The sequence below is a fragment of the Rhizobium sp. BK602 genome (assembly GCF_014195095.1).
Taxonomy (GTDB): Bacteria; Pseudomonadota; Alphaproteobacteria; order Rhizobiales; family Rhizobiaceae; genus Rhizobium.
In genome coordinates this window covers 587156-608331 of sequence record NZ_JACIBC010000001.1, presented here as the reverse complement: position 1 = coordinate 608331, position 21176 = coordinate 587156, and the positions used below count along the sequence as shown (strand labels likewise).

Annotated in this window: 17 protein-coding genes; 7 read left to right on the top strand and 10 right to left on the bottom strand. The window is 61.0% G+C overall.

Annotated features, from left to right (window positions below; genetic code table 11):
• Both FHX11_RS02980 and FHX11_RS02975 read right to left on the bottom strand, forming a co-directional pair.
• Window positions 1-828, bottom strand: coding sequence for a PD40 domain-containing protein (locus FHX11_RS02980; protein WP_184354892.1), 828 nt, complete (start codon window positions 826-828; stop codon window positions 1-3).
• A gap of 30 nt (window positions 829-858) precedes the next feature.
• Entirely contained in the window at window positions 859-2538 is a 1680-nt protein-coding gene (locus FHX11_RS02975) for an NAD+ synthase (protein ID WP_184354890.1), read from the bottom strand.
• Window positions 2539-2728: 190 nt separating this feature from the next.
• Between FHX11_RS02975 and FHX11_RS02970 the strand changes: the two genes are divergently transcribed.
• Window positions 2729-4657, top strand: a complete 1929-nt coding sequence (locus tag FHX11_RS02970) for an LTA synthase family protein (protein ID WP_184354888.1) — start codon at window positions 2729-2731, stop codon at window positions 4655-4657.
• An 83-nt stretch (window positions 4658-4740) separates the two neighbouring features.
• The gene (locus FHX11_RS02965; protein WP_184354886.1) at window positions 4741-5280 is read left to right on the top strand and encodes a DUF1003 domain-containing protein; all 540 of its coding nucleotides are present in this window, start codon (window positions 4741-4743) and stop codon (window positions 5278-5280) included.
• Window positions 5281-5284: 4 nt separating this feature from the next.
• Here FHX11_RS02965 and FHX11_RS02960 read toward each other — a convergent pair whose 3' ends face one another.
• The 5 genes from FHX11_RS02960 to rpiA form a co-directional block, all read right to left on the bottom strand.
• Window positions 5285-5710, bottom strand: a complete 426-nt coding sequence (locus FHX11_RS02960) for a GFA family protein (RefSeq protein WP_184354884.1) — start codon at window positions 5708-5710, stop codon at window positions 5285-5287.
• 148 nt (window positions 5711-5858) lie between these two features.
• On the bottom strand, window positions 5859-7232 hold the full coding sequence (locus FHX11_RS02955) for a 3-deoxy-7-phosphoheptulonate synthase class II (protein WP_184354882.1): 1374 nt from the start codon (window positions 7230-7232) through the stop codon (window positions 5859-5861).
• 149 nt (window positions 7233-7381) lie between these two features.
• Complete coding sequence (gor, locus tag FHX11_RS02950) at window positions 7382-8773, bottom strand: glutathione-disulfide reductase (RefSeq protein WP_184354880.1); 1392 nt, start codon at window positions 8771-8773, stop codon at window positions 7382-7384.
• A gap of 182 nt (window positions 8774-8955) precedes the next feature.
• Window positions 8956-9522: a DUF2059 domain-containing protein gene (locus FHX11_RS02945; protein ID WP_184354878.1), complete on the bottom strand. Its 567-nt coding sequence runs from the start codon at window positions 9520-9522 to the stop codon at window positions 8956-8958.
• Between the two features lie 13 nt (window positions 9523-9535).
• Window positions 9536-10237: a ribose-5-phosphate isomerase RpiA gene (rpiA, locus tag FHX11_RS02940; protein ID WP_184354876.1), complete on the bottom strand. Its 702-nt coding sequence runs from the start codon at window positions 10235-10237 to the stop codon at window positions 9536-9538.
• 196 nt (window positions 10238-10433) lie between these two features.
• Here rpiA and gph point away from each other — a divergent pair, with 196 nt between their 5' ends.
• Both gph and FHX11_RS02930 read left to right on the top strand, forming a co-directional pair.
• Window positions 10434-11108, top strand: coding sequence for a phosphoglycolate phosphatase (gph, locus tag FHX11_RS02935; RefSeq protein ID WP_184354874.1), 675 nt, complete (start codon window positions 10434-10436; stop codon window positions 11106-11108).
• 177 nt (window positions 11109-11285) lie between these two features.
• Window positions 11286-12461, top strand: coding sequence for a TIGR02281 family clan AA aspartic protease (locus FHX11_RS02930; protein ID WP_184354872.1), 1176 nt, complete (start codon window positions 11286-11288; stop codon window positions 12459-12461).
• Window positions 12462-12552: 91 nt separating this feature from the next.
• Here FHX11_RS02930 and FHX11_RS02925 read toward each other — a convergent pair whose 3' ends face one another.
• On the bottom strand, window positions 12553-14454 hold the full coding sequence (locus FHX11_RS02925; RefSeq protein ID WP_184354870.1) for a L,D-transpeptidase family protein: 1902 nt from the start codon (window positions 14452-14454) through the stop codon (window positions 12553-12555).
• 410 nt (window positions 14455-14864) lie between these two features.
• Between FHX11_RS02925 and fumC the strand changes: the two genes are divergently transcribed.
• The 3 genes from fumC (at window position 14865) to FHX11_RS02910 (ending at window position 19484) form a co-directional block, all read left to right on the top strand.
• Complete coding sequence (gene fumC, locus FHX11_RS02920; protein WP_184354868.1) at window positions 14865-16256, top strand: class II fumarate hydratase; 1392 nt, start codon at window positions 14865-14867, stop codon at window positions 16254-16256.
• A gap of 358 nt (window positions 16257-16614) precedes the next feature.
• Complete coding sequence (locus FHX11_RS02915; protein WP_184354867.1) at window positions 16615-18222, top strand: fumarate hydratase; 1608 nt, start codon at window positions 16615-16617, stop codon at window positions 18220-18222.
• Between the two features lie 194 nt (window positions 18223-18416).
• Window positions 18417-19484 (top strand): GGDEF domain-containing protein, encoded by a 1068-nt coding sequence (locus tag FHX11_RS02910; RefSeq protein ID WP_184354865.1) that lies wholly within the window; start codon window positions 18417-18419, stop codon window positions 19482-19484.
• A gap of 45 nt (window positions 19485-19529) precedes the next feature.
• Here FHX11_RS02910 and FHX11_RS02905 read toward each other — a convergent pair whose 3' ends face one another.
• Window positions 19530-20138, bottom strand: a complete 609-nt coding sequence (locus FHX11_RS02905; RefSeq protein ID WP_184354863.1) for a pyridoxamine 5'-phosphate oxidase family protein — start codon at window positions 20136-20138, stop codon at window positions 19530-19532.
• A 59-nt stretch (window positions 20139-20197) separates the two neighbouring features.
• On the bottom strand, window positions 20198-21172 hold the full coding sequence (locus tag FHX11_RS02900; protein ID WP_184354861.1) for an alpha/beta fold hydrolase: 975 nt from the start codon (window positions 21170-21172) through the stop codon (window positions 20198-20200).
• Between the last annotated feature and the right edge of the window lie 4 nt (window positions 21173-21176).

Genomic DNA, 21176 nt, shown 5'->3' with positions numbered 1-21176 from the left:
TCACGCCGGCTCGTAGCGGACATAGGCGAATTCATCGCCATCGGGCGACCAGTTCGGCACGTTGATGCTGCCCTGCCCGCCGAAAAGCTCGAATAGCGTCACGAGGTTGCCGCCATCCATGTCCATCAGCCGCATGCGAACGTTCAAATCGCGGGGATGATCGAAGACATCGGGGTCGTAGGAGATCAGCACGACCTTGTCGTTCTTCGGTGACGGATGGGCAAACCAGTTGCCGTAGTTGTCGTGTGTCACCTGCTGGAGACCGGTGCCGTCGGGATGAATGCGCCAGATCTGCATCAGGCCGGTGCGGCTGGAATTGAAGTAGATCCATTGCCCGTCGGCGGAATAGTCCGGCCCGTCGTTGCGGCCCTCGCCATGCGTCAGCCGTGTTTCCTCGCCGCCCTCGACCGAGATCGTATAGATATCGAAGACGTCGTTGCGGATACCGCAATAGGAGAAGCGCTGCCCATCGGGCGACCAGCCATGCCAGTAGGACGGCAGGTTGGTCGTCACCTGCCGCGGCGTACCGCCTTCGGCCGACAGGACATAGATGCAGGACTTGCCATGTTCGGTCTTGTCGGAAATGGCGATCAGCGAACCATTCGGCGAAATGCCATGGTCGTTGTTGCAGAGCCTCGCAAAGCCAGTATCGACCTGGACGGGTTCGCTCTTGCCGTCGACGGCAAGCCGATAGAGCAGCCCATCGCCATTCAGCAGCAGATACCGCCCATCCGGCGCGAAATTCGGCGCTTCGATCAACCTGTCCGTCTGCCAGACGATCCGGTTCTCACCGGTGCGGATATTGTAGATCTCGACCGAGCTGCGCATAGCGTCTCCACTTGCCGGATGGCGTTGCGATCAACGATCGCGGAACCGATTGGTGATCGGATAACGCCGGTCGCGACCGAAATTCTTCTTGGTGATCTTCACGCCCGGCGCCGACTGGCGGCGCTTGTATTCGGCGAGATAAAGCAGGTGCTCGATGCGGTGAACGGTGGCGATATCGTGGCCGCGCGCGACGATCTCCTCGACCGCCATTTCCTTTTCCACCAGGCATTCCAGAATATCGTCGAGCACCGGATAGGGCGGCAGCGAATCCTGGTCCGTCTGGTTCGGCCGGAGTTCGGCGGACGGCGCCTTATCGATGATGTTCGAGGGGATGACTTCGCCGGACGGGCCAAGCGCCCCCGGCGGCACATGCAGGTTGCGCCAGCGCGACAGCGCATAGACCTGCATCTTGTAGAGATCCTTGATCGGATTGAAACCGCCGTTCATGTCGCCGTAAAGCGTGGCGTATCCAACAGACATTTCCGACTTGTTGCCCGTCGTCACGACCATCGACCCGAACTTGTTGGAGATCGCCATCAGGATCGTGCCGCGTGCGCGGCTCTGCAGGTTCTCTTCGGTAATGCCGCTTTCCGTGCCTTCGAAGAGATCGGCCAGTGCCGAGGTAAAGCCGGTCACCGGCTCCTCGATCGGGACGATGTCGTAACGGCAGCCGAGCGCCCTGGCGCAATCGGCGGCATCCTTCAGCGAATCCTCGGAGGTATAGCGGTACGGCAGCATGACCGTGCGCACCCGCTCCTCGCCGAGCGCATCGACGGCAATCGCCGCGCAGATCGCCGAGTCGATGCCGCCGGACAGGCCAAGCACGACCGACTTGAAACCGTTCTTATTCACATAGTCGCGGAAACCCAGCAGGCAGGCGCGATAGTCCGCCTCTTCGCCTTCGGGAATATGCACCATCGGGCCTTCGGTGCAGTGCCAGCCGTCGCCGTTCTTCTTCCATGTCGTCACCGCCAGCGCGGTTTCGAACTGGCTCATCTGGAAGGCCAGCGTCTTGTCGGCATTGAAGGCGAAACTCGCGCCGTCAAAAACAAGCTCATCCTGGCCGCCCACCTGAGCCGCGAAAATCAGCGGCAAGCCGGATTCGATCACCTGACGGAGGGCGACCTGATGACGAACGTCGACCTTACCGCGATAATAGGGCGAACCGTTCAGCACCAGAAGGATTTCCGCGCCGCTTTCCGCCAGCGTCTCGCAGATGCCGAGATCGTTCCAGATCTCCTCGCAAATGGGGATGCCGATGCGCACCCCTCGGAAATTGACCGGGCCGGATATCGTGCCCTCATCGAAGACGCGCTTCTCGTCGAATTCGCCGTAGTTCGGCAGATCGACCTTGTCCCTGATGAAGATGACCTTGCCGCCGTCGAGCACGGCAGCGGAGTTGTAACGCCCGGTCTCGTCCTGCCGCGGAAAACCGACGATCACGCCCGGGCCGCCATCGGCGGTATCAGCCGCAAGGCTCTCCACAGCCTTCTGGCAGGCGCGCAGGAAAGCCGGCTTCAACACCAGATCCTCCGGCGGGTAGCCGGAAATGAACAGCTCCGTCAGCAGCAAAAGATCCGCGCCTTCACGCGCCGCCTCGGCCCGCGCTTCCCGCGCCTTGGCAAGGTTGCCGGAGACGTCGCCGAGCGTCGGATTGAGTTGGGCGACGGCAATGCGGATGGTCTGGGTGATGGGGCTTTGCTGTGTCATGCCATATATTTAGCGACGCGCCCCCTGTTCCGCAACAGCCTTTGGCGGCCGTCGCGATCGAAAGACGGCAGCGCTCCCACCTACACGATTTGATGATCGGAAAAATACTAAGCCAGCCTTGCGGTTCACCCAGGGTTCATGACAAAGGGATGACAATTATATGAAGATTTGACAACATACGGAGAGATCGGTGATCGCCCCGGTATCCAGTTCCGCATTGGCAGGCAAGCCCGCCATACTTCAAAAGCTTGGCCAGGCGAGACTGCAGTCGAGAGCTGTCCGCCAGCTCCTTGGCCTCGGCTCCACCTTCCTGCTTGCGTCGCTGATCGTCGCTTTGGTGGAATGGGTTGCGCGCGGCGAACTGGCGGATATTCCGACCTATTTCGTCTCGCCGACCCATCCCGCGCTCGCAACCGTCGGCATCGTCATGCTGCTGATGCTTCTACTGGATGCGGTCTTCGGCCGCGCGCATCAGTCGATCCTGGTGGTCGCGCCGCTGGTGCTCATTCCGGCCTTCCTGTCCAACCAGAAGCAGCATTATCTCTCCGATCCGCTCTACCCGTCCGACTTCCTGTTCGGGCGCCAGATCATGGAACTCATGCCGGTGATGGTGCGCGAGCGGCCCTTGACCGCTATTGCTCTTGCCGTCGGCATCGTCGTCTCGATCGCGGCCCTCGCGCTCCTTTGGCGCCATGCCTGGCGCAACGCCACAAGACTTTCGCAAGCTGCCCGCGTCGGGCGTCTCTCCATCGGCCTGCCACTGGCCGCCCTTTTCGTCTCGCAGATGGACCCGACGCAATATTCCTTCATCCGCGAAAAGCTCGGCATCATCCCGATCGTCTGGGACCAGCAGGAGAACTATAGCTACAACGGCTTCATCATCGCTTTCTCGCTGAACATGCCGATGGCCGACGTGAAGATGCCGGCGGGCTACGGACAGAACGCGATCGACGCCATCCCGGCGCGCAACTACGCCTATCTCTCCGGGCCGCGCGAAAAGCCCGATGTCATCATGCTGATGAGCGAGTCCCTCTGGGATCCGACCCGGCTCTCCAACATATCCTTCAAGCCCGACCCGATGCCGACCATCCGCGCGGCGCAGTCCGGCAATGTCTTCTCGCCGGAATTCGGCGGCATGACCGCCAATGTCGAGTTCGAGGCGCTGACCGGCTTCTCCAATGCTTTCCTGCCGTACGGCAGCATCCCCTATCAGCAATATATCCGCCGGCCGATCCCGTCGCTCGCCACCTTCTTCAGGGGCGAGGGTTACGCCGCCCGCTCACTCCATCCCTTCAGCGGCTGGTTCTGGAACCGCAACGAGGTCTACAAGGCCTTCGGCTTCGAGGAGTTCCATACGGAGGACACCATGCCACCGATGGAAAAGCGCGGCATCTTCGCCTCGGACGACTCGCTGATGAAGGAGATCATGCGCGAGGGCGACGAGATGGAGCGGCCCTTCTTCTTCTTCGCCGTGACGCTACAGGGCCATGGCCCCTACGAACCGCATCGCTATGTCGACAATACCATCGGCATCAGGGGCGATCTCGGCGATGCCGACCGCGACACGCTCGAGACCTATGCGCAGGGCGTGCGAGAATCCGACCAGAGCCTGAAGATGCTGATGGACTGGGCCTCGAAGCGCGACCGCGAGACGATTATCGTCCTCTGGGGCGATCACCTGCCGCCGCTCGGCAGCGTCTATCCGAACACCGGCTACATGCCGGAACAGGTCGCGACCCGCAAGGCGCCGCTCGACGTCATGAAGCGCGAACACGAGACGCCGCTGGTCGTCTGGTCGAGCAAAAAGGGCGTGCGCAAGGATATCGGCACCATCAGCCCCTCGCAGCTCCCCTATCATCTCCTCAAGAGCGCCGGCTACGAGCACCCCTTCTACACCGGCTTCCTCGGCCGGGTGCAGAAGAAATACACCATCGTCGACCGCTACCAGCTCGCCACGCGCGACAACCAGGCCTTTCCGGACTGGTCGCGCAATGAGCAGACCCTCGACCCCCTGATGCGCGACTATCGCTATCTGCAGCATGATGCGATGTTCGGGCGCGACTACGGGCTTGAGCGCTTCTTCCCGTCGCACGCCCAGCTGGTCAGCCAGGGCAGCTAGATCAGCTAGGCTTTTTGCATTGCATTTGCACGGGGTGCGACCGAATACTGGCGCCAAAGGCGATCGAGTCTTCGGAGCACCCCATGTCCCATCTGCCCAATTTCATCCATCAGCATTTCGACAAGACCGCCGAGGAACTCGGCGAGATCGAAAAACGCGTCCTGAAGAAGGCACACGAGCGAAAGATCGTGTCCACCGACGTCAATGCCGCCTTCTCGGCCGAGTCATCCTTCGGCGCGCGTCTGGCGGACGGCATTGCCCGCGTCGGCGGTTCCTGGTTCTTCATCATCGGCTTTCTGCTGTTCCTGGTCTTCTGGTGCGTGGTCAACACCATTATCCTCATGACCCGCGCCTTCGATCCCTACCCCTTCATCTTCCTCAACCTCGTCCTCTCCATGCTCGCCGCCATCCAGGCCCCGATCATCATGATGTCGCAGAACCGCCAGGCCGAACGCGACCGCTTCGAGGCGGCCAAGGACTACGAGGTCAATCTCAAGGCCGAACTCGAAGTGCTGTCGCTGCACCAGAAGATCGACCTGCAGGTGCTGACGGAGCTTTCGGCAGTCCGCGAAGAGATCGCGAGATTGAGTAAGGTCGTATCCGAGAAGGGCGGGAATTATTGATGGGCTAGTCCGAAGGTCCCGCCGTCGCCAGCCCCGGCCGGCCCTGCCTGTATTGCGGCAGTCCATCGCCGATCTCATAAAAATCGCCCTTGTCGGCGCAATAGATATGATAGGCGATCTGCAAATCGCTCGGCTGATCGAACAGACCGGCCATGATCGAAATCTCGTCGGCCACGTCCGCCAGCCAGAAAAGCGCCGAGCCGCAAGTGCGGCAGAAGCCACGCCGGGCGAAGGAGCTGGCGCGATACCAGGTGATCGCCTCCTCGCCCTCGATGGTGATGTTGTCACGGGGCACGTTGGTGGCGGCGTAATAGAGCCCGGTCTGCTTGCGGCATTGCGAGCAATGGCAGGCGACCACCTCCCGCAGCTTGCCGCGCGTCCTGAAGCGTACGGCGCCGCACAGGCAACTGCCGCTATGTTCGTCATTCATGCTGGCTTTCTCCCTTTTTGCCGCAGCCTTCCCGAGAAGGTCCGCTCCGTCAATTGGAAAGAAATGAAGCGATGTTCAGCGCCGTTGATCCAACGCAAACGGGCCGGCTTTTGGCCGGCCCGTGAGGCGATGGTCGTGTTGTCGCAGTTCAGCCGTGCGCGCGCAGGCGCTTCTCGTCGCGGCCGCCCTTCATGCGCTCGGCGAGCAGGAAGGCAAGTTCCAGCGCCTGGTCGGCATTGAGGCGCGGGTCGCAATGGGTGTGATAGCGATCCTGCAGGTCCTCGGCGCCGACGGCGCGGGCGCCGCCCGTGCATTCGGTCACGTCCTTGCCGGTCATCTCGATGTGGATGCCGCCCGGATGCGTACCTTCGGCGCGATGGATCTGGAAGAAGCTTTCGACTTCCGACAGGATGCGCTCGAACGGACGCGTCTTGTAGTTGTTGAGCGTGATCGTGTTGCCGTGCATCGGATCGCAGGACCAGACGACCTTGCGGCCCTCGCGCTCGACGGCGCGGATGAGGCGCGGCAGGTTTTCGGCAACCTTGTCGTGGCCGAAACGGCAGATCAGCGTCAGGCGGCCGGCTTCGTTCTGCGGGTTCAGGATGTCGATGAGGTTGAGCAGGTCGTCCGCCTGCAGCGACGGACCGCACTTCAGGCCGATCGGGTTCTTGATGCCGCGGAAATATTCGACATGGGCATGGTCGGCCTGGCGCGTGCGGTCGCCGATCCACAGCATGTGTCCCGAGGTCGCATACCAGTCGCCGGTCGTGGAGTCGACGCGGGTGAAGGCCTCTTCATAGCCGAGCAGCAGCGCTTCGTGGCTGGTGAAGAAATCGGTTTCGCGCAGGCTCGCATTGCTCTCGGCAGTGATGCCGATAGCGCGCATGAAATCCATGGTCTCGCCGATGCGATCGGCAAGCTTGCGGTAGCGCTCGCCCTGCGGGCTGTCCTTGACGAAGCCGAGCATCCACTTCTGCACGTTTTCGAGGTTGGCGTAGCCACCCATCGCGAAGGCACGCAGCAGGTTCAGCGTCGCGGCAGACTGGCGATACGCCATCATCTGGCGTTCCGGATTGGGAATGCGCGCTTCCTCGGTGAACTCGATACCGTTGATGATATCGCCGCGATAGCTCGGCAGCGAAACGCCATTCTGCGTTTCGATGTTCGAGGAGCGCGGCTTGGCGAACTGGCCGGCAATGCGCCCGACCTTGACGACCGGCAACTGCGCACCGAAGGTCAGAACGACGGCCATCTGCAGGAAGGCGCGGAAGAAGTCGCGGATCGTGTCCGCTCCATGCTCTGCAAAGCTTTCGGCACAGTCGCCGCCCTGCAGCAGGAAGCCGTTGCCTTCGGCGACGTTGGCGAGATGCGCCTTCAGGCGGCGCGCTTCACCGGCGAAGACCAGCGGCGGATAGGTTGCAAGCTGCGCCTCCGTGGCGGCCAGCGCTGCCTCATCCGGATATTCCGGCACCTGCTGGATCGGTTTCTGCCGCCAACTGTTCGGTGTCCAATTCTGTGCCATGTCCATCACCTGTTCTTACCCTTGGTCTCTTCGCCAAGTGCCCGTCGCCGTAAATTTTGCGCGCTTATAAACCTTTGCCGGCCGCTTGCAAAGGCGGAGCAACTATTCAGGGAGCCTTTTATGAATGGTCGAAAGACTGCCCTTATTCTTCAGAGACGTTCGCCGTTACGAATGCGATAGCTTGGCGTATACATCGTCACCAGTTCTTCCGCCGCCGTCGGATGAACGGCCATGGTGCGGTCGAAATCCTCCTTGGTGCAGCCGGCCTTCAGGGGAATGCCGAGCAATTGCGCCATCTCGCCGGCGTCGTGACCGAGGATATGCGCGCCGATCACCTTGCGGTCGGCGGCATTGACGATCAGCTTCATGATCATCTTCTCGTTGCGGCCGGACCCGGACAATGTCGCCTTCATCGGCCGGAATTGGGCGCGATAAACTTCGAGCTCCGGATAACGCTTGGACGCCTCCTCTTCCGTCAGGCCGACCGTGCCGATTTCCGGCTGCGAGAAGACGGCGGTCGCAATCAATTCGTGATCCGGACGGGTCGGATTGTTCTTGTAGACGGTCTCGATGAAGCACATGGCTTCGTGGATCGCCACCGGCGTCAGCTGTACCCGATCGGTGACATCGCCAAGCGCATAGATGTTCGGCACAGAGGTGCGCGAATATTCATCGACGACGATGGCGCCCTGCCCGTTGATCGCCACGCCGGCCGCTTCCAGCCCGAGCTTGCTGGTGTTCGGGGTGCGGCCAAGCGCCAGCATCACCGTATCCACGGCCAGCGACTTGTCGTTCTTCGTGCGGACGCTCAGGCCCCGCTCCGTCTTTTCGACGCTCTCGATGATGTCGTGGCAGAGAATCTTGATGCCCTTGGCGTCCATCGCCTCGTGCAGCCCCTTGCGCAGGTCCTGATCGAAGCGCGACAGGATCTCGGCACCGCGATAGATCAGCGTCGTGTCGACACCGAGACCGTGGAAGATATTGGCGAACTCGACGGCGATATAGCCGCCGCCGGCAATCAGGATCGACTTCGGCAGCTCCTCCAGATGAAACGCCTCGTTGGAGGAAATACAGAATTCGTGGCCGGGCAGCGCCGAATGCAGGTTCGGCGTGCCGCCGGTGGCGATGACGATCGTTTCCGCAGTGACGGTCTTGCCGGTCTTCAGGAGACGGATCGTATCGGCATCGACCAGCTCGGCGCGCGTATCGAATATCTCTGCCTTGGCATTGTCGAGCCCCTTGCGATAGAGGCCTTCCAGGCGAGCGATCTCCTTGTCCTTTGCCTCGATCAGCTTCTTCCAGTCAAAGCTGGTCTCGCCGACCGTCCAGCCGAAACCGGCCGCATCCTCGAAATGCTCGCTATATTGCGAGGCATAGACGAAAAGCTTCTTCGGCACGCAGCCGCGAATGACGCAGGTGCCGCCATAACGATATTCCTCGGCAATACCGACCTTCTTGCCGAGCGAGGCGGCAACGCGCGCGCTGCGCACGCCGCCCGAACCGCCGCCAATGACGAAAAGATCGAAATCATAGGAAGACATCGGATACTCCTGCGAGATTTTGACGGCGCATGAGGCGCCCGTGAGGGTTGGCACTGATATAGGATCTCACCATGCCAAAAGAAAAGCCCGGAACGATATCCGGGCTTTCGAATTGTAAAAACTTGCATTCGGCGATCCTCAAACATCCCGACGCCATGTCGGGTGGGATCGCGGAAAGAAACTTACTTCTTCTGCGTCGGTGCCGGCTGGGTAGTCGCGGGGGCATCGGTCGCCGGAGCAATAACGGGCGCCTTCACGACCTTCTGCAGGGCGTCGTTGCTCTGGTTGGCGAGGTCGCGGGAAATGCCCTGGCCCCAGATGTCGGCGGCCTTGTACAGCTCGCGGGTGGCGATCGGGCCATCCTTCAGGAGCTTCTTGCCGGCGGGCGAATTATAGAAGTCGGCGATCGCCTTCAGCTCATCCGTGCTGAAAGCCTTGGCATAGGTCACGGCTGCTTCGCGCTCGAGGTCGGCGCGGCGCGGCGCGAGCGCCAGGGCCGTTGCATCGACGGTCGAGTTGATGGCATCGCCGAAATTCGGGTTTGCCTGGATCATCGTGCTCTTCAGCTGCTCGGCGAGATTCGGCAGGATGTTGTCGAACTGGTTCGTGATGCCGAGTGCGCTGATCGCGGCGCGAGCGGCCTTGATCTGCTCTTCCGAGACTTCCTGCGCACTGACGGAACCGAGCGCGATACCAGAAAGAACGATGGTCGCAGCGGCAAGACGGCCAAGACCCGCAATTTTGATCATGAGTTCAGTGCTCCTATGTATTGTTCGCCTGCAACGTGCGTGCGCCAGCAGGGCCGGCAATAATCGCAAGTGTCGCCATGTTGATAAAGAGCCCGTGTTCGACAACACCGGGAATCGAATTCAGTGCAATCGACAGCGCCTCTGCATCAGGAATGCGGCCAAAAGATGCGTCGATGATGAAGTGCCCGCCATCGGTCATGAAGTTGCCGTCTTCCGACTGGCGCAACTTCAGCGCGCCGGAAAGACCGAGGCGGGACGCGGCTTTTTCGATCTGGATACGGGTGGAAACGAGGCCGAACGGATTGACCTCGATCGGCAGCGGAAAGGCGCCAAGGGTCGGCACGACCTTGCTCTCATCGGCAATCACGATCATCCGCGCCGAGGAAGATGCGACGATTTTCTCCCGCAGCAGCGCACCGCCGCCGCCCTTGACGAGCCGCAAGGCGCCGTCGACCTCGTCAGCGCCATCGATCGTCAGATCGAGTTCGGGAAGTTCATCCAGGGACTTCAACGGTACACCGAGTTCGACGCAGAGCCTGGCCGTGCGCTCGGATGTCGGAACGCCTTCGATCGTCAGGCCGGCAGCGACCTTCTCGGCCAGCAGCCGGACGAATTCCTCCGCCGTGCTGCCCGTACCGATCCCGAGCCGCATGCCGCTCTCGACATAGGCCAGGGCCGCTCTCGCAGCTTCGATCTTCATTTGGCGGGCGTCCATGCGCCACCTGCTCCCGATTGTTACGTTGGGTGCTGTTTACACGGCTCTCCCAGCAAACGAAAGCCAAAATAACGGTCCTGCATAGAAATCAACGGGCTCTTTCGACGGCCCCCAACGCGCCTTCTGTTGCATTTGGCTGCCTGATCTTCTAACTCCGGAAGACTTGCTTTTTTCCGTTACCAAAGGCTGATTCCTCGTGAAATCTCCCCTTGTCGTATTCGACCTCGACGGCACGCTGCTCGACACCCATGCCGATCTCGTCGCCAGCCTCAATCACACGATCGCCGCCCTCGATCTGCCCCCGGTCAGCTACGACGACGTGACGCATCTTGTCGGCAATGGCGCGCAGGTGATGATCGAACGCGCCTGCAAGCTGCATGGTTATACGCTGAGCCCGGAAGAACTGCCGGCGCTGCTGCAGCGCTTCATCGCGCATTACACCGAGACGATGCCGGGCGCCACCCAACCCTATCCGGGCCTCCTGGCAGCCATGGATGCCTTGAAAGGTCAGGGCTATAAACTCGCCGTCTGCACCAACAAGATGGAAGGCCTGGCGCGGACCCTGCTCGAACGCCTTGGCCTCACCCATTATTTCGAAGCCATCACCGGCGGCGACACCTTCACAGTGCGCAAGCCACATGCCGAACATCTGATCGGCACCATCGAACGAGCCGGCGGCGACCTCAGCCGTACGATCATGATCGGCGACAGCGTCAACGACATCCTCGTCGCCCGCAACGCCGGCGTGCCTTCGGTCGCGGTCCCCTTCGGCTATTCCGATGTCGGCGTGGAAACGCTCGGCCCCAACCGCATCATCTATCACTATGACGAGCTGACGCCGGAACTGGTCGAGGGACTGCTGGCGGCCTGAGATCGCCGAAATCTCTGTTGGTTCGAATGGCGCGGTTGCAACGGGCCTTGCGCGATTCACGCGGATCCGCCACAACCTATCGACGTCCTGCCATCGGCAACGCGACCGTCCGAGGGAAGCCCTCCGCGCACGGTGTCGCCGAGGCGGGACGATAACTCGATAGCGGAGCGCTCCCCCTTGCTCGTAGCAGATCCCGAAGACCGGAACGCCGGTAGATTGCCAAGCCGCCGAGGGTGGTTTGCTCCCATTGTCCGTACGCTGCTTATCTGCGCGGCACTATGCGCCGGTATTTGGTTCTACATCTACGGCGACCGTATTGTCGGATATGTCGAGACGGAAACCGGAGCCGGCGCCAAACCCGATCCGGCTCTCACGGCAGTCTATGAGCATTTCGACATCGCCCCTCTGCCGAACATTGTCGCAGGCAGGCCTGTGATGGCGGCCGACCTCGATATGTTGCGGCGAGAGCATTGCGATTGGAATGCAGTCTATAAATTCGCAGACGAGCTCGTGAAGCAGGGCTATCGCCGCGAAGCTGCCAAAGTCTTCATCGCCTTCTCCAGCAAGTGTAAGCCTTCGAATATCGCCCTGAGCTCAGCCGCCCAAATTCTGGACGATCTCAGCGACTTCGACGAAGCGCTTAAGGTTTCGAACGATGTAATAGCGATGTCGCCGGGAATGCCCGACTTCTATTTCCAGCGGGCGCGAATTCGCCAAAATGCCAAGAAATATCGCGACGCCATCGATGATTACTATTCGGTCATCGGCCTTACCGACAATATCGCGATGCTGAACAGCGCGATATTCGAGGGAATCTCCGCCAGCTATCGCGAACTCGGTGAATATTGCGAGGCGATCGGACCGCTTCAGCTTTGGGTTTCCACTAATCCCGATCGCAACGACACAGCGGTCGTGCGTGGGATCATCAAACTCTATGAAACCATGGGAAAATGCGCCTCGACCTATGCCACCGGCAGCGATCGGTTCCCGACGCAGGGCAAGAACGTCATCCTCGCCAAGGTCTCAGTCAACGGCACGGAGGGCGTATTCATCGTCGACACCGGCGCAAGCTTCGTGGCGGTCAGCAAAGCCTTCGCCGCGCGAGCCAAACTGCCGGTCGACGGCAACAATGGAATATCGCTTCAGACGGCGAACGGCGTTTCTCAAGCCACGCACACCACAGCCACCACCGTAAAGGTCGGGCATGTCCAGGCCAGCGATATCACAGCCGTGGTTCTCGCTGACGAAACAGCGCTGGGGAGCGAAGTGGACGGGCTGCTCGGCCGCTCCTTCCTCTCGCGTTTCGACGTCACTTTTGGCAGCCGGGAGTGGCGGATCGAAGCGAAGAACTGAACTGCCCGCCACCCGGTGTCATTTCATACGACAGACAACAAAAAGGGCGGCCAATGGGCCGCCCTTTGCATATTTGCTGATCGAACCAAACTCAGATCTGAGCGGTGCGTGCCTTCGAGGTCGCATCGAGCGCCTTCTGCGTGGCCGCATCGCGATCATAGACATCATTGAAATACTGCACGACGCCATCCTTGTTCGGCCAGGCCGTGAAATAAGCGATATAGATCGGGAACTTCTGCGGCACGGCGACGGCCTTGTTCTGGCCAGTGGCAATCTGCTTGGCGACGTCATCGACCGTGGTGCTGAGCACGGCTGCAGCCATGGCGCGCGGATCGGCGAGACGGACGCAGCCGTGGCTGAGCGCGCGCATATCCTTCTTGAAGAAGCTCTTCTGCGGCGTGTCATGCATGTAGATCGCATGCGAATTCGGGAAGAGGATCTTCAGCTCACCCAGGGCATTATCGCTGCTCGGCGGCTGGCGAACGGAAAGGTTCTTGGTCGAGCCGTACCAATCGACGCTGGAGGACGCGACGGCGCGGCCGCCGACCTCGACCTGATAACCCATGCGATCGAGATAGTTCGGATCGGCGCGCAGCTTCGGCAGCATCTCGTTGATGATGATCGACTGCGGGACGCCCCAGAACGGATTGAACTCGACCGTCTGAACCTGATCCTCGAAGAAGAACGTCTGGTGCTGCTTGCTGCCGACGACGACGCGCATCGACAGCTGTTCCTGGTTGTTGTTGTGGTAATAGACCATGAAGGCCGGCTGGTTGATGAAGACATAGCGCGACCCGAGCTCGCTCGGCAGCCAGCGCAGCTGCTCCATCGCGATGACCAGCTTCTGGATCTTCACATCGTTGTTCTCGCCGACCATGGCACGAACCGAAGACTGGCCGATCACGCCGTCGGAGGTCAGCCCCTTCTCCTTCTGGAAGCCCTCGACCAGCGCCACGAGATCCGGCGTGTAGTCCGGCGTGCCCTGATAGGCGGCGAGTGTCGCGGCATGCGCCGTCTTCAGCGCCTCGGAGCCGCGATGCTGGATCGCCTTGACGATATTGGCCATCTCCGGCGTGCTTCCGCCCGGCTTGAGAATGCCGCTGAGCGAGATGGAAATATGGCTGCCATCGGAGCCGCTTTCGCTTTTGAGCTTGGCAAGCTCGGCCTTCAGCTGAGCGAACTGCTGGTTCGAGGGGCTGCGGCTGTTGAGATAGGCGGCAACGTCCGGGCTGGCCTGCAGCAGCGCAAGCACCGGCATCAGGTTGACGTCCTTGCGCTTGAAGTCGTGATAGCCGGAGAGCTTGTTCGGATCGAGCCGGCCACGGATCGTATCCTGGATGAACATCAGCGCCTTGCTGGACAGTGTCAGCTCGAACTGCATCAGCGCGCGGTCGCGCATTTCCGGCTCGACACTGGCGGCGTCGAAGCTCGGCGGCGTCACGGCGTAGTCGGCGGGGTCGAGACCAACGGCACCCGCATCGGCGAGAACCGCCATGGCGGCCTTTGCCTTGTCGTTGATGCCATTGTCGGAGACCCAGAGAAGCGGCTTGCTCTGGTCGGCATAATAGGCCTCGACCGCCTTGGCGACGTCATTGGTCGCCATCACGCGAACTTCGGTCAGGTGATGCCGCTGGGAAGCACCGTGATCGACGACGACAGGCGACGCGGAAGCGTCGGCGACAGCGCCGGTCACGACCGGATCGGCGAATCGGCTCGAGGCGATCAGCCGCATGGCCTCTGGCTTGTAGGTATAATATTTCGGAGCACTGACCGTCGGCAGCGGCTGGCGGGTCTGCGGCGCTGCGTTGGCGCTCGGCATAGCCTGCGGCGGATTGGCGGTGAGCGGAGCGGAGACTTGCGTGCTCTCCTGACGCCCCTGTCCTCCGCGAATGAAGTCCATGAGGGTCATCGCGTTCGCCGAGGTCGCGCCAACGGCGGAGATGCAGCAGGATAGAGCCAGGACAGATGCTGCGGCTTTGGTGACAAGTTTCATTCTGTAATCAGTCCCCGTGTCGTGCGGTAGCGTCGAGACAGACGGTGCTGTTTTCAAATCGGCGCGATGTTAGCAACATCGTTTAACCATCATAATGAAAACGGCCAGACCCGTCATTCGTTCAGCGCCTCAACTTTGTGTGTCAAAGCAGAAGCAGGCTTCGCGATTTAATTCATACAAAATTATGAAATTATTGGTTAATTTTTCATTGAATTTTCCTGCAATTTTCGCGCGCACCGGAAGACGCCACAAAGAATATCCGGCAAGCGTGTTAAAAAGAGCACGCATTTTGGGCACGATAAAAACATGATAAAATAAGTCATGAAATATGATGCCCCGCTGTTTTCTTGAAGGCCGTTCGGACCTATATCACTGCTATCTTTTGCAACGGAAAAGCAGGATCAGGGATCATGACCTCCACCCGCACCGAAACCGACACGTTTGGCCCGATCGATGTGGCAAGCGACCGCTATTGGGGCGCCCAGGCGCAACGCTCGCTCGGCAACTTCAAGATCGGTTGGGAAAAGCAGCCCTTGTCGATCGTCCGTGCCCTGGGCATCGTCAAGCAGGCGGCGGCCCGCGCCAATATGGAGCTCGGCCAACTGGACCCCGCTCTCGGCAAAGTGATCGTCGAAGCGGCGCAGGAAGTCATCGACGGCAAGCTCGATGCGCATTTTCCGCTGGTCGTCTGGCAAACGGGCTCCGGCACGCAATCGAACATGAACGCCAATGAAGTGATCTCCAATCGCGCGATCGAGATGCTCGGCGGCGTCATGGGCTCGAAGAAGCCGGTGCATCCGAACGACCACGTCAACATGAGCCAGTCGTCGAACGACACCTATCCGACGGCCATGCACATCGCCTGCGCCGAACAGATCGCCCATCACCTGCTGCCGAGCCTGCGGCATCTGCATGCGGCGCTGGAAAAGAAGGTTGCCGATTTCGCCCATATCATCAAGATCGGCCGCACCCACACGCAGGACGCGACGCCGTTGACGCTGGGGCAGGAGTTTTCCGGCTACGCCGCGCAGGTGGCCTCGTCGATCAAGCGCATCGAACTGACGCTGCCGGGCCTTTGCGAACTGGCGCAGGGCGGCACAGCGGTCGGAACCGGCCTCAATGCGCCGGTCGGCTTCGCCGAGAAGGTCGCGGACGAGATCGCCAGGATCACCGGCCTACCCTTCGTCACCGCGCCGAACAAATTCGAGGCGCTGGCCGCCCATGATTCGATGGTCTTCAGCCATGGTGCCATCAATGCCGCCGCCGCCGCCCTCTTCAAGATCGCCAACGACATCCGCCTGCTCGGCTCCGGCCCGCGCGCCGGCCTCGGCGAGCTGGCATTGCCGGAAAACGAGCCGGGTTCGTCGATCATGCCCGGCAAGGTCAATCCGACACAATGCGAGGCGCTGACGCAGGTCTGCATCCACATTTTCGGCAACAACGCCGCCCTCACCTTCGCCGACAGCCAGGGACATTTCGAGCTCAACGTCTACAATCCGATGATGGCCTACAACTTCCTGCAATCGGTGCAGCTGCTCGGCGACGCCGCCGTCTCCTTCACCGACAATTGCGTCGTTGGCATCGAGGCGCGTGAGGACAATATCAAGGCTGGCCTCGAACGCTCGCTGATGCTGGTAACGGCGCTCGCCCCGAAGATCGGCTACGACAACGCCGCCAAGATCGCCAAGACGGCGCACAAGAACGGCACGACGCTGAAGGAAGAAGCCCTGGCGAGCGGGCTGGTTTCGGCAGAGGACTACGATGCGATCGTCCGGCCGGAGACGATGATCGGGCCGAGGTAAGTTCCTCCTTCAGGGATTGTCAGGCATGTCCTGCGATGCCGCAACCATGTGCATGGCCCCTCACCCCAACCCTCTCCCCGCTCATGCGGGGAGAGGGAGTTTATTGCGCAAGATCAGCAGCTTCAGTAGACGCAGCAAACACAGAACAAGTCCCCTCTCCCCGCAGGCGGGGAGAGGGCTAGGGTGAGGGGCCGGGCACAAGGCTTCAACATCAAAAGACTCACCCGTCCTGCACATCCCCCATCGACAATCTCCCGTTTTTGAAATGTCGACCTGACAGCCAAGCAATTGCATTTGCACCCAGCCGGATTTAGACCGTTTCCAAACCCGCCACTTCAAGGCATTGAAAGGTCCACGCATGGCTGATGATCTCTTTCCTCTCGGCGCCGACGCCACCCCCTACCGCAAGATTTCCAGCGATTACGTCTCGGTCGATAGCTTCAAGGGACAGGATATCCTGACCGTCGATCCCGAGGGCATCCGACTGCTCGCCGAAACGGCCTTTGCCGATATCAACCATCTCCTGCGCCCCGGTCATCTGCAGCAGCTCGCCTCCATTCTCGAAGACCCGGAAGCGACCGATAATGACCGTTTCGTCGCCTACGATCTCTTGAAGAACGCCAATATTGCCGCCGGCGGCGTGCTGCCGATGTGCCAGGACACCGGCACGGCGATCATCATGGGCAAGAAGGGCCGTCGCGTCTGGACCGAGGGCGGCGACAGCGCGGCACTCGCCAAGGGCGTGCTCGACGCCTACGAGAAGAAGAACCTGCGCTATTCGCAGCTCGCGCCCATCAAGATGTTCGAGGAAAAGAACACCAAGAACAATCTTCCGGCGCAGATCGATATCTACGAGGAAGGCACCGACGCCTACGAATTCCTCTTCGTCGCCAAGGGCGGCGGCTCCGCCAACAAGACCTTCCTTTATCAAGGCACGCCGTCGCTGCTGACCCACGACCGCATGCTGGATTTCCTGAAAGAGAAGATCCTGACACTCGGCACGGCAGCCTGTCCCCCCTACCATCTGGCGATCGTCATCGGCGGCACGTCGGCCGAGATGAACCTCAAGACGGTCAAGCTCGCCTCGACGCGATATCTGGACTGTCTCCCCACGGAAGGCTCCGAAAGCGGGCACGCCTTCCGGGATATCGAGATGGAAAAGGAAATCCACAAGCTGACGCAGAGCCTCGGCGTCGGCGCGCAGTTCGGCGGCAAGTATTTCTGTCATGACGTCCGCGTCATCCGTCTGCCCCGCCACGGCGCCTCCCTGCCGATCGGCCTCGGCGTCTCCTGTTCCGCCGACCGCCAGGCCAAGGGCAAGATCACCCGTGACGGCATCTTCATCGAACAACTCGAGACCGATCCGTCGAAATACATGCCCGAGATCGACGAGGCGAAGCTCTCGGAATCGATGGTCCGTATCGACCTCAACCGGCCGATGGCCGATATTCTCGCGGAACTGTCATGCCATCCGGTCAAGACCCGGCTATCGCTGACCGGCACCATCATCGTGGCCCGCGACCTCGCGCATGCGAAAATCCGTGAACGCCTGGAAAAGGGCGAAGGCATGCCCGACTACATGAAGAATCACCCGGTCTACTATGCCGGCCCGGCCAAGACACCGGCAGGCTACGCTTCCGGCTCCTTCGGCCCGACGACGGCCGGCCGCATGGACAGCTATGTCGACCAGTTCCAGTCCTTCGGCGGCTCGATGGTGATGCTCGCCAAGGGCAACCGCTCGCGTGCCGTGCGCGAGGCCTGCAAGACGCATAAGGGCTTCTATCTGGGCTCCATCGGCGGGCCGGCCGCGCGCCTCGCCCAGGACTGCATCAAGAAGGTCGAGGTATTGGAATACCCGGAACTCGGCATGGAAGCGGTCTGGAAGATCGAAGTGGAGGATTTCCCCGCCTTTATCGTCATCGACGACAAGGGCAATGATTTCTTCCAGGAGCTCAATCTGGGCTGATCGCTTCTACCGGAAGAAGTTAAAGGAAGGCGCCGCAAGGCGCCTTCTTGCTAAGTATATCTATATATGAAAGCAATTAGTTTTGACTCTTAGATTACAGATAAAATTTGATTTTAATTGACTTATTCCTTTTCTAAGATTCTTAGGCTAAGTAAAGTTAGTGCTTTCATAAATCGATATTATGGAGTTTGCCGATGAGTACGGTGGTTGCGCCCAAAGCGCAAGTTCCCGACGTGGCAGGACAGATCACCTATGCCATGCGATCCATGGGGGTCGCTCCCATTCCGCGCAATTACGAGCTGTTCTACGAAGCCTATATCGGCTCCAACCCCGTGCTGACCCGCGAACTCGCCGCCCTCGGCAGCAACGCCACGCAAGAGGAGCTGGATGCCATCGGCGCCAGATACTTCGCCCACCATGCCAACCGCGTTTTCGACCAGGCGCATGCGCGCATCATCGTCGAACTGGATGGCGTCCTGCGCGCGCTGCAACAGGAACAGACCTCGCTCGAAAGCTATAACCGGCTGCTCGGCGAGACCTGCCAGCGCATCATGTCGAAGAACCACAACAGCGCCGAATTGCTGCGCGGCGCCATCAGCCTTCTGGCGGAAGCCACCGGCGATACCATGGCGCATGGCGAGAGGACCGTCGAGAGCGTCAGCCAGCGCAGCCAGGAAATGGATCAGGTCCGCAAGGAGCTGGATGAATACAAGCGCATCGCCAACACCGACGCCCTGACGCGCCTGTCTAATCGCCGCGCCTTCGACGATCGCCTCGCCAGCGTCTTCGACAATCCGATGGCCCGGCCCGTCACAGCGCTGATACTGGCCGACATCGATCATTTCAAGCGGATCAACGACAGTTTCGGCCATCCGGTCGGCGACAAGATCCTGGCCACCGTTGCCTCGGTCATCCGCGCCAATGTGCGCCGCGAGACCTTCGTCGCCCGAACCGGCGGCGAGGAGTTCGCCTTGCTGCTGGAAGGCTACACGCCGGAAGAAGCCATGGCGACCTGCGAGCGCATTCGTCATGCGCTGGAAACCACCCCGTTCAAGAACTCGCGCACCAGGGTGAATTACGGGCCGGTCACCATCTCGCTCGGCCTCTGCATGGCGTCCGAGGCCGCCGACCCCGGCGAGCTCTATGGCAAGGCGGACATTGCGCTCTATTGTGCAAAGAATGCCGGCCGCAATTGCAGCTCCGCCTATCAGGACGGCATGCAGAAAGACTTCAGCAAGAACTGGCTCATTTACCGGAACTGAGGTGCATCTGAGCGAGCTGCCGGCGCATCATCGACGGCTGCCCGATCACCACATGCTCTTGGCGGCCCGCGCCGGCCATTCGCGATCATAGGTTTCCTGATCGAAATCGTCCTTTGCCGCCTTCAGCAGCATGCCGGGCGTTGGCAGGCTGGACGGATCGACAAACCGTTCGGTATTCCACAGCTCGGCACGCATGACCGCCCGCGCGCATTGGAAATAGACCTCGTCGATGGTGATCACCACGACGCTGCGCGGATGCTTGCCGTCCATCTCGAAACTATCAAGCAGGCTCTGCTCGATGGAAACGACGGCGCGGCCGTTGAGCCGCATCGTGTTATTCGAACCGGGGATGAGGAACATCAGCGCAATACGCGGATCACGCACGATGTTGGCGAGCGAATCGACACGATTGTTGCCGCGCCAGTCCGGCAGCAGCAGCGTCTTGGCATCCTCCACGCGCACGACACCGCCAAGATCGCCGCGCGGCGAGCAATCGAGCCCTTCCGGACCGACCGTTGCCAGCGCCATAAAGGGCGACGCTTCGATCATCCGGCGATAAAGCGGCGTCAGCACACTCGTCACCTTGGCAGTCGCCGCCTCGCCGGCTCCACCGTAAAGCTCATTCAATTCTTCGACGGACGTAATGATCCGCATTTTGCCTCGCGTCTTTTCAAAGTCGGATGCCGACGAGTTAGACACGAGGCATGACGTCGCTATGACACACGCTGCGCCTGAGTCCGGGCAAACGATATCACCGTTTCATCGTCGGTTTCGAGCGTATTTTCATCCGTTTCGGAGATTTGCCCTTCCGCCAGGAATTCGCCGATGGCCGCCAGCACCGGGGCGGCGCTGACGATGCGGCGATGGCCGAAACCATTCGCCCACAGCACGCGCACCTCGCCACCCGCCCTCTCATAGGCGCGGGCATGATCGGCGCTCACTTCCTTGTCGTCTTCGGCGTGAACGACCAGCATCGGCCTGCCGAGATCACGCGCTCCGCGACCGGTGTCGTAATCCTCGAGTGACCTGCCGGTGACACGGCCGACTTCCTCTTCGAGCGCCGCCTGCGTCGCGGGATCGAGCCGCATTAGCCCGCCAAAATCGGTAAACAGCCAGCCCATCGCGCTCGGAGCGCCGATCAGCACCAGCCGCTCCGGCCGGACCGGCTCGACGCCTGGCAGGAACCCGGCCGCGGCCAGCGCAATCGAGGCTCCGCCGAAGGAATGGCCAATGGTCGCGTCGAAGGCACCGAACCGCTGCGCCGCAGCGGCGATTGCGGAGACGGCAAGGCGCAGGTTGAGGAAACGTCCCGGCGAGCGGCCATGGCCCGGCAGATCGAGCGTGATCACCTCCGCGCCCGTATCGGCAAGAAAAACGGCCAGTTCCGACATATATTCGCTGCCGGAACCCCATCCATGGACGATCAGGTAACGCGGACGCCTGCCCTTGGCGCCACCATTGAAGCGATAGGACATCGCCTGGCCGCCCCGGAAGGACAGCATGATCGCCTCGGCGGCGGCAAGCCGCGCCCTGCCCTCGGCATGGGCGGCCTTGGCCTTGGCGCCCTGCGGCTTCCGCGATGGCGTGAGGCAGAAGAGCTTGAAGGCGGCCCGCCCGGCAAGCCTTGGCGAAACACGACTGAGGCTGGACAATCCCAGCCGGGTGACCTTGAGCGCAAAGGGTGGCATAGTG

Bases quoted from the DNA above. Each gene is read 5' to 3' on its own strand.
- FHX11_RS02980 (WP_184354892.1), bottom strand. From the start codon at position 828: ATGCGCAGCTCGGTCGAGATCTACAATATCCGCACCGGTGAGAACCGG.
- FHX11_RS02975 (WP_184354890.1), bottom strand. From the start codon at position 2,538: ATGACACAGCAAAGCCCCATCACCCAGACCATCCGCATTGCCGTCGCC.
- FHX11_RS02965 (WP_184354886.1), top strand. From the start codon at position 4,741: ATGTCCCATCTGCCCAATTTCATCCATCAGCATTTCGACAAGACCGCC.
- FHX11_RS02960 (WP_184354884.1), bottom strand. From the start codon at position 5,710: ATGAATGACGAACATAGCGGCAGTTGCCTGTGCGGCGCCGTACGCTTC.
- FHX11_RS02955 (WP_184354882.1), bottom strand. From the start codon at position 7,232: ATGGCACAGAATTGGACACCGAACAGTTGGCGGCAGAAACCGATCCAG.
- gor (WP_184354880.1), bottom strand. From the start codon at position 8,773: ATGTCTTCCTATGATTTCGATCTTTTCGTCATTGGCGGCGGTTCGGGC.
- FHX11_RS02945 (WP_184354878.1), bottom strand. From the start codon at position 9,522: ATGATCAAAATTGCGGGTCTTGGCCGTCTTGCCGCTGCGACCATCGTT.
- rpiA (WP_184354876.1), bottom strand. From the start codon at position 10,237: ATGGACGCCCGCCAAATGAAGATCGAAGCTGCGAGAGCGGCCCTGGCC.
- FHX11_RS02925 (WP_184354870.1), bottom strand. From the start codon at position 14,454: ATGAAACTTGTCACCAAAGCCGCAGCATCTGTCCTGGCTCTATCCTGC.
- fumC (WP_184354868.1), top strand. From the start codon at position 14,865: ATGACCTCCACCCGCACCGAAACCGACACGTTTGGCCCGATCGATGTG.
- FHX11_RS02915 (WP_184354867.1), top strand. From the start codon at position 16,615: ATGGCTGATGATCTCTTTCCTCTCGGCGCCGACGCCACCCCCTACCGC.
- FHX11_RS02910 (WP_184354865.1), top strand. From the start codon at position 18,417: ATGAGTACGGTGGTTGCGCCCAAAGCGCAAGTTCCCGACGTGGCAGGA.
- FHX11_RS02905 (WP_184354863.1), bottom strand. From the start codon at position 20,138: ATGCGGATCATTACGTCCGTCGAAGAATTGAATGAGCTTTACGGTGGA.
- FHX11_RS02900 (WP_184354861.1), bottom strand. From the start codon at position 21,172: ATGCCACCCTTTGCGCTCAAGGTCACCCGGCTGGGATTGTCCAGCCTC.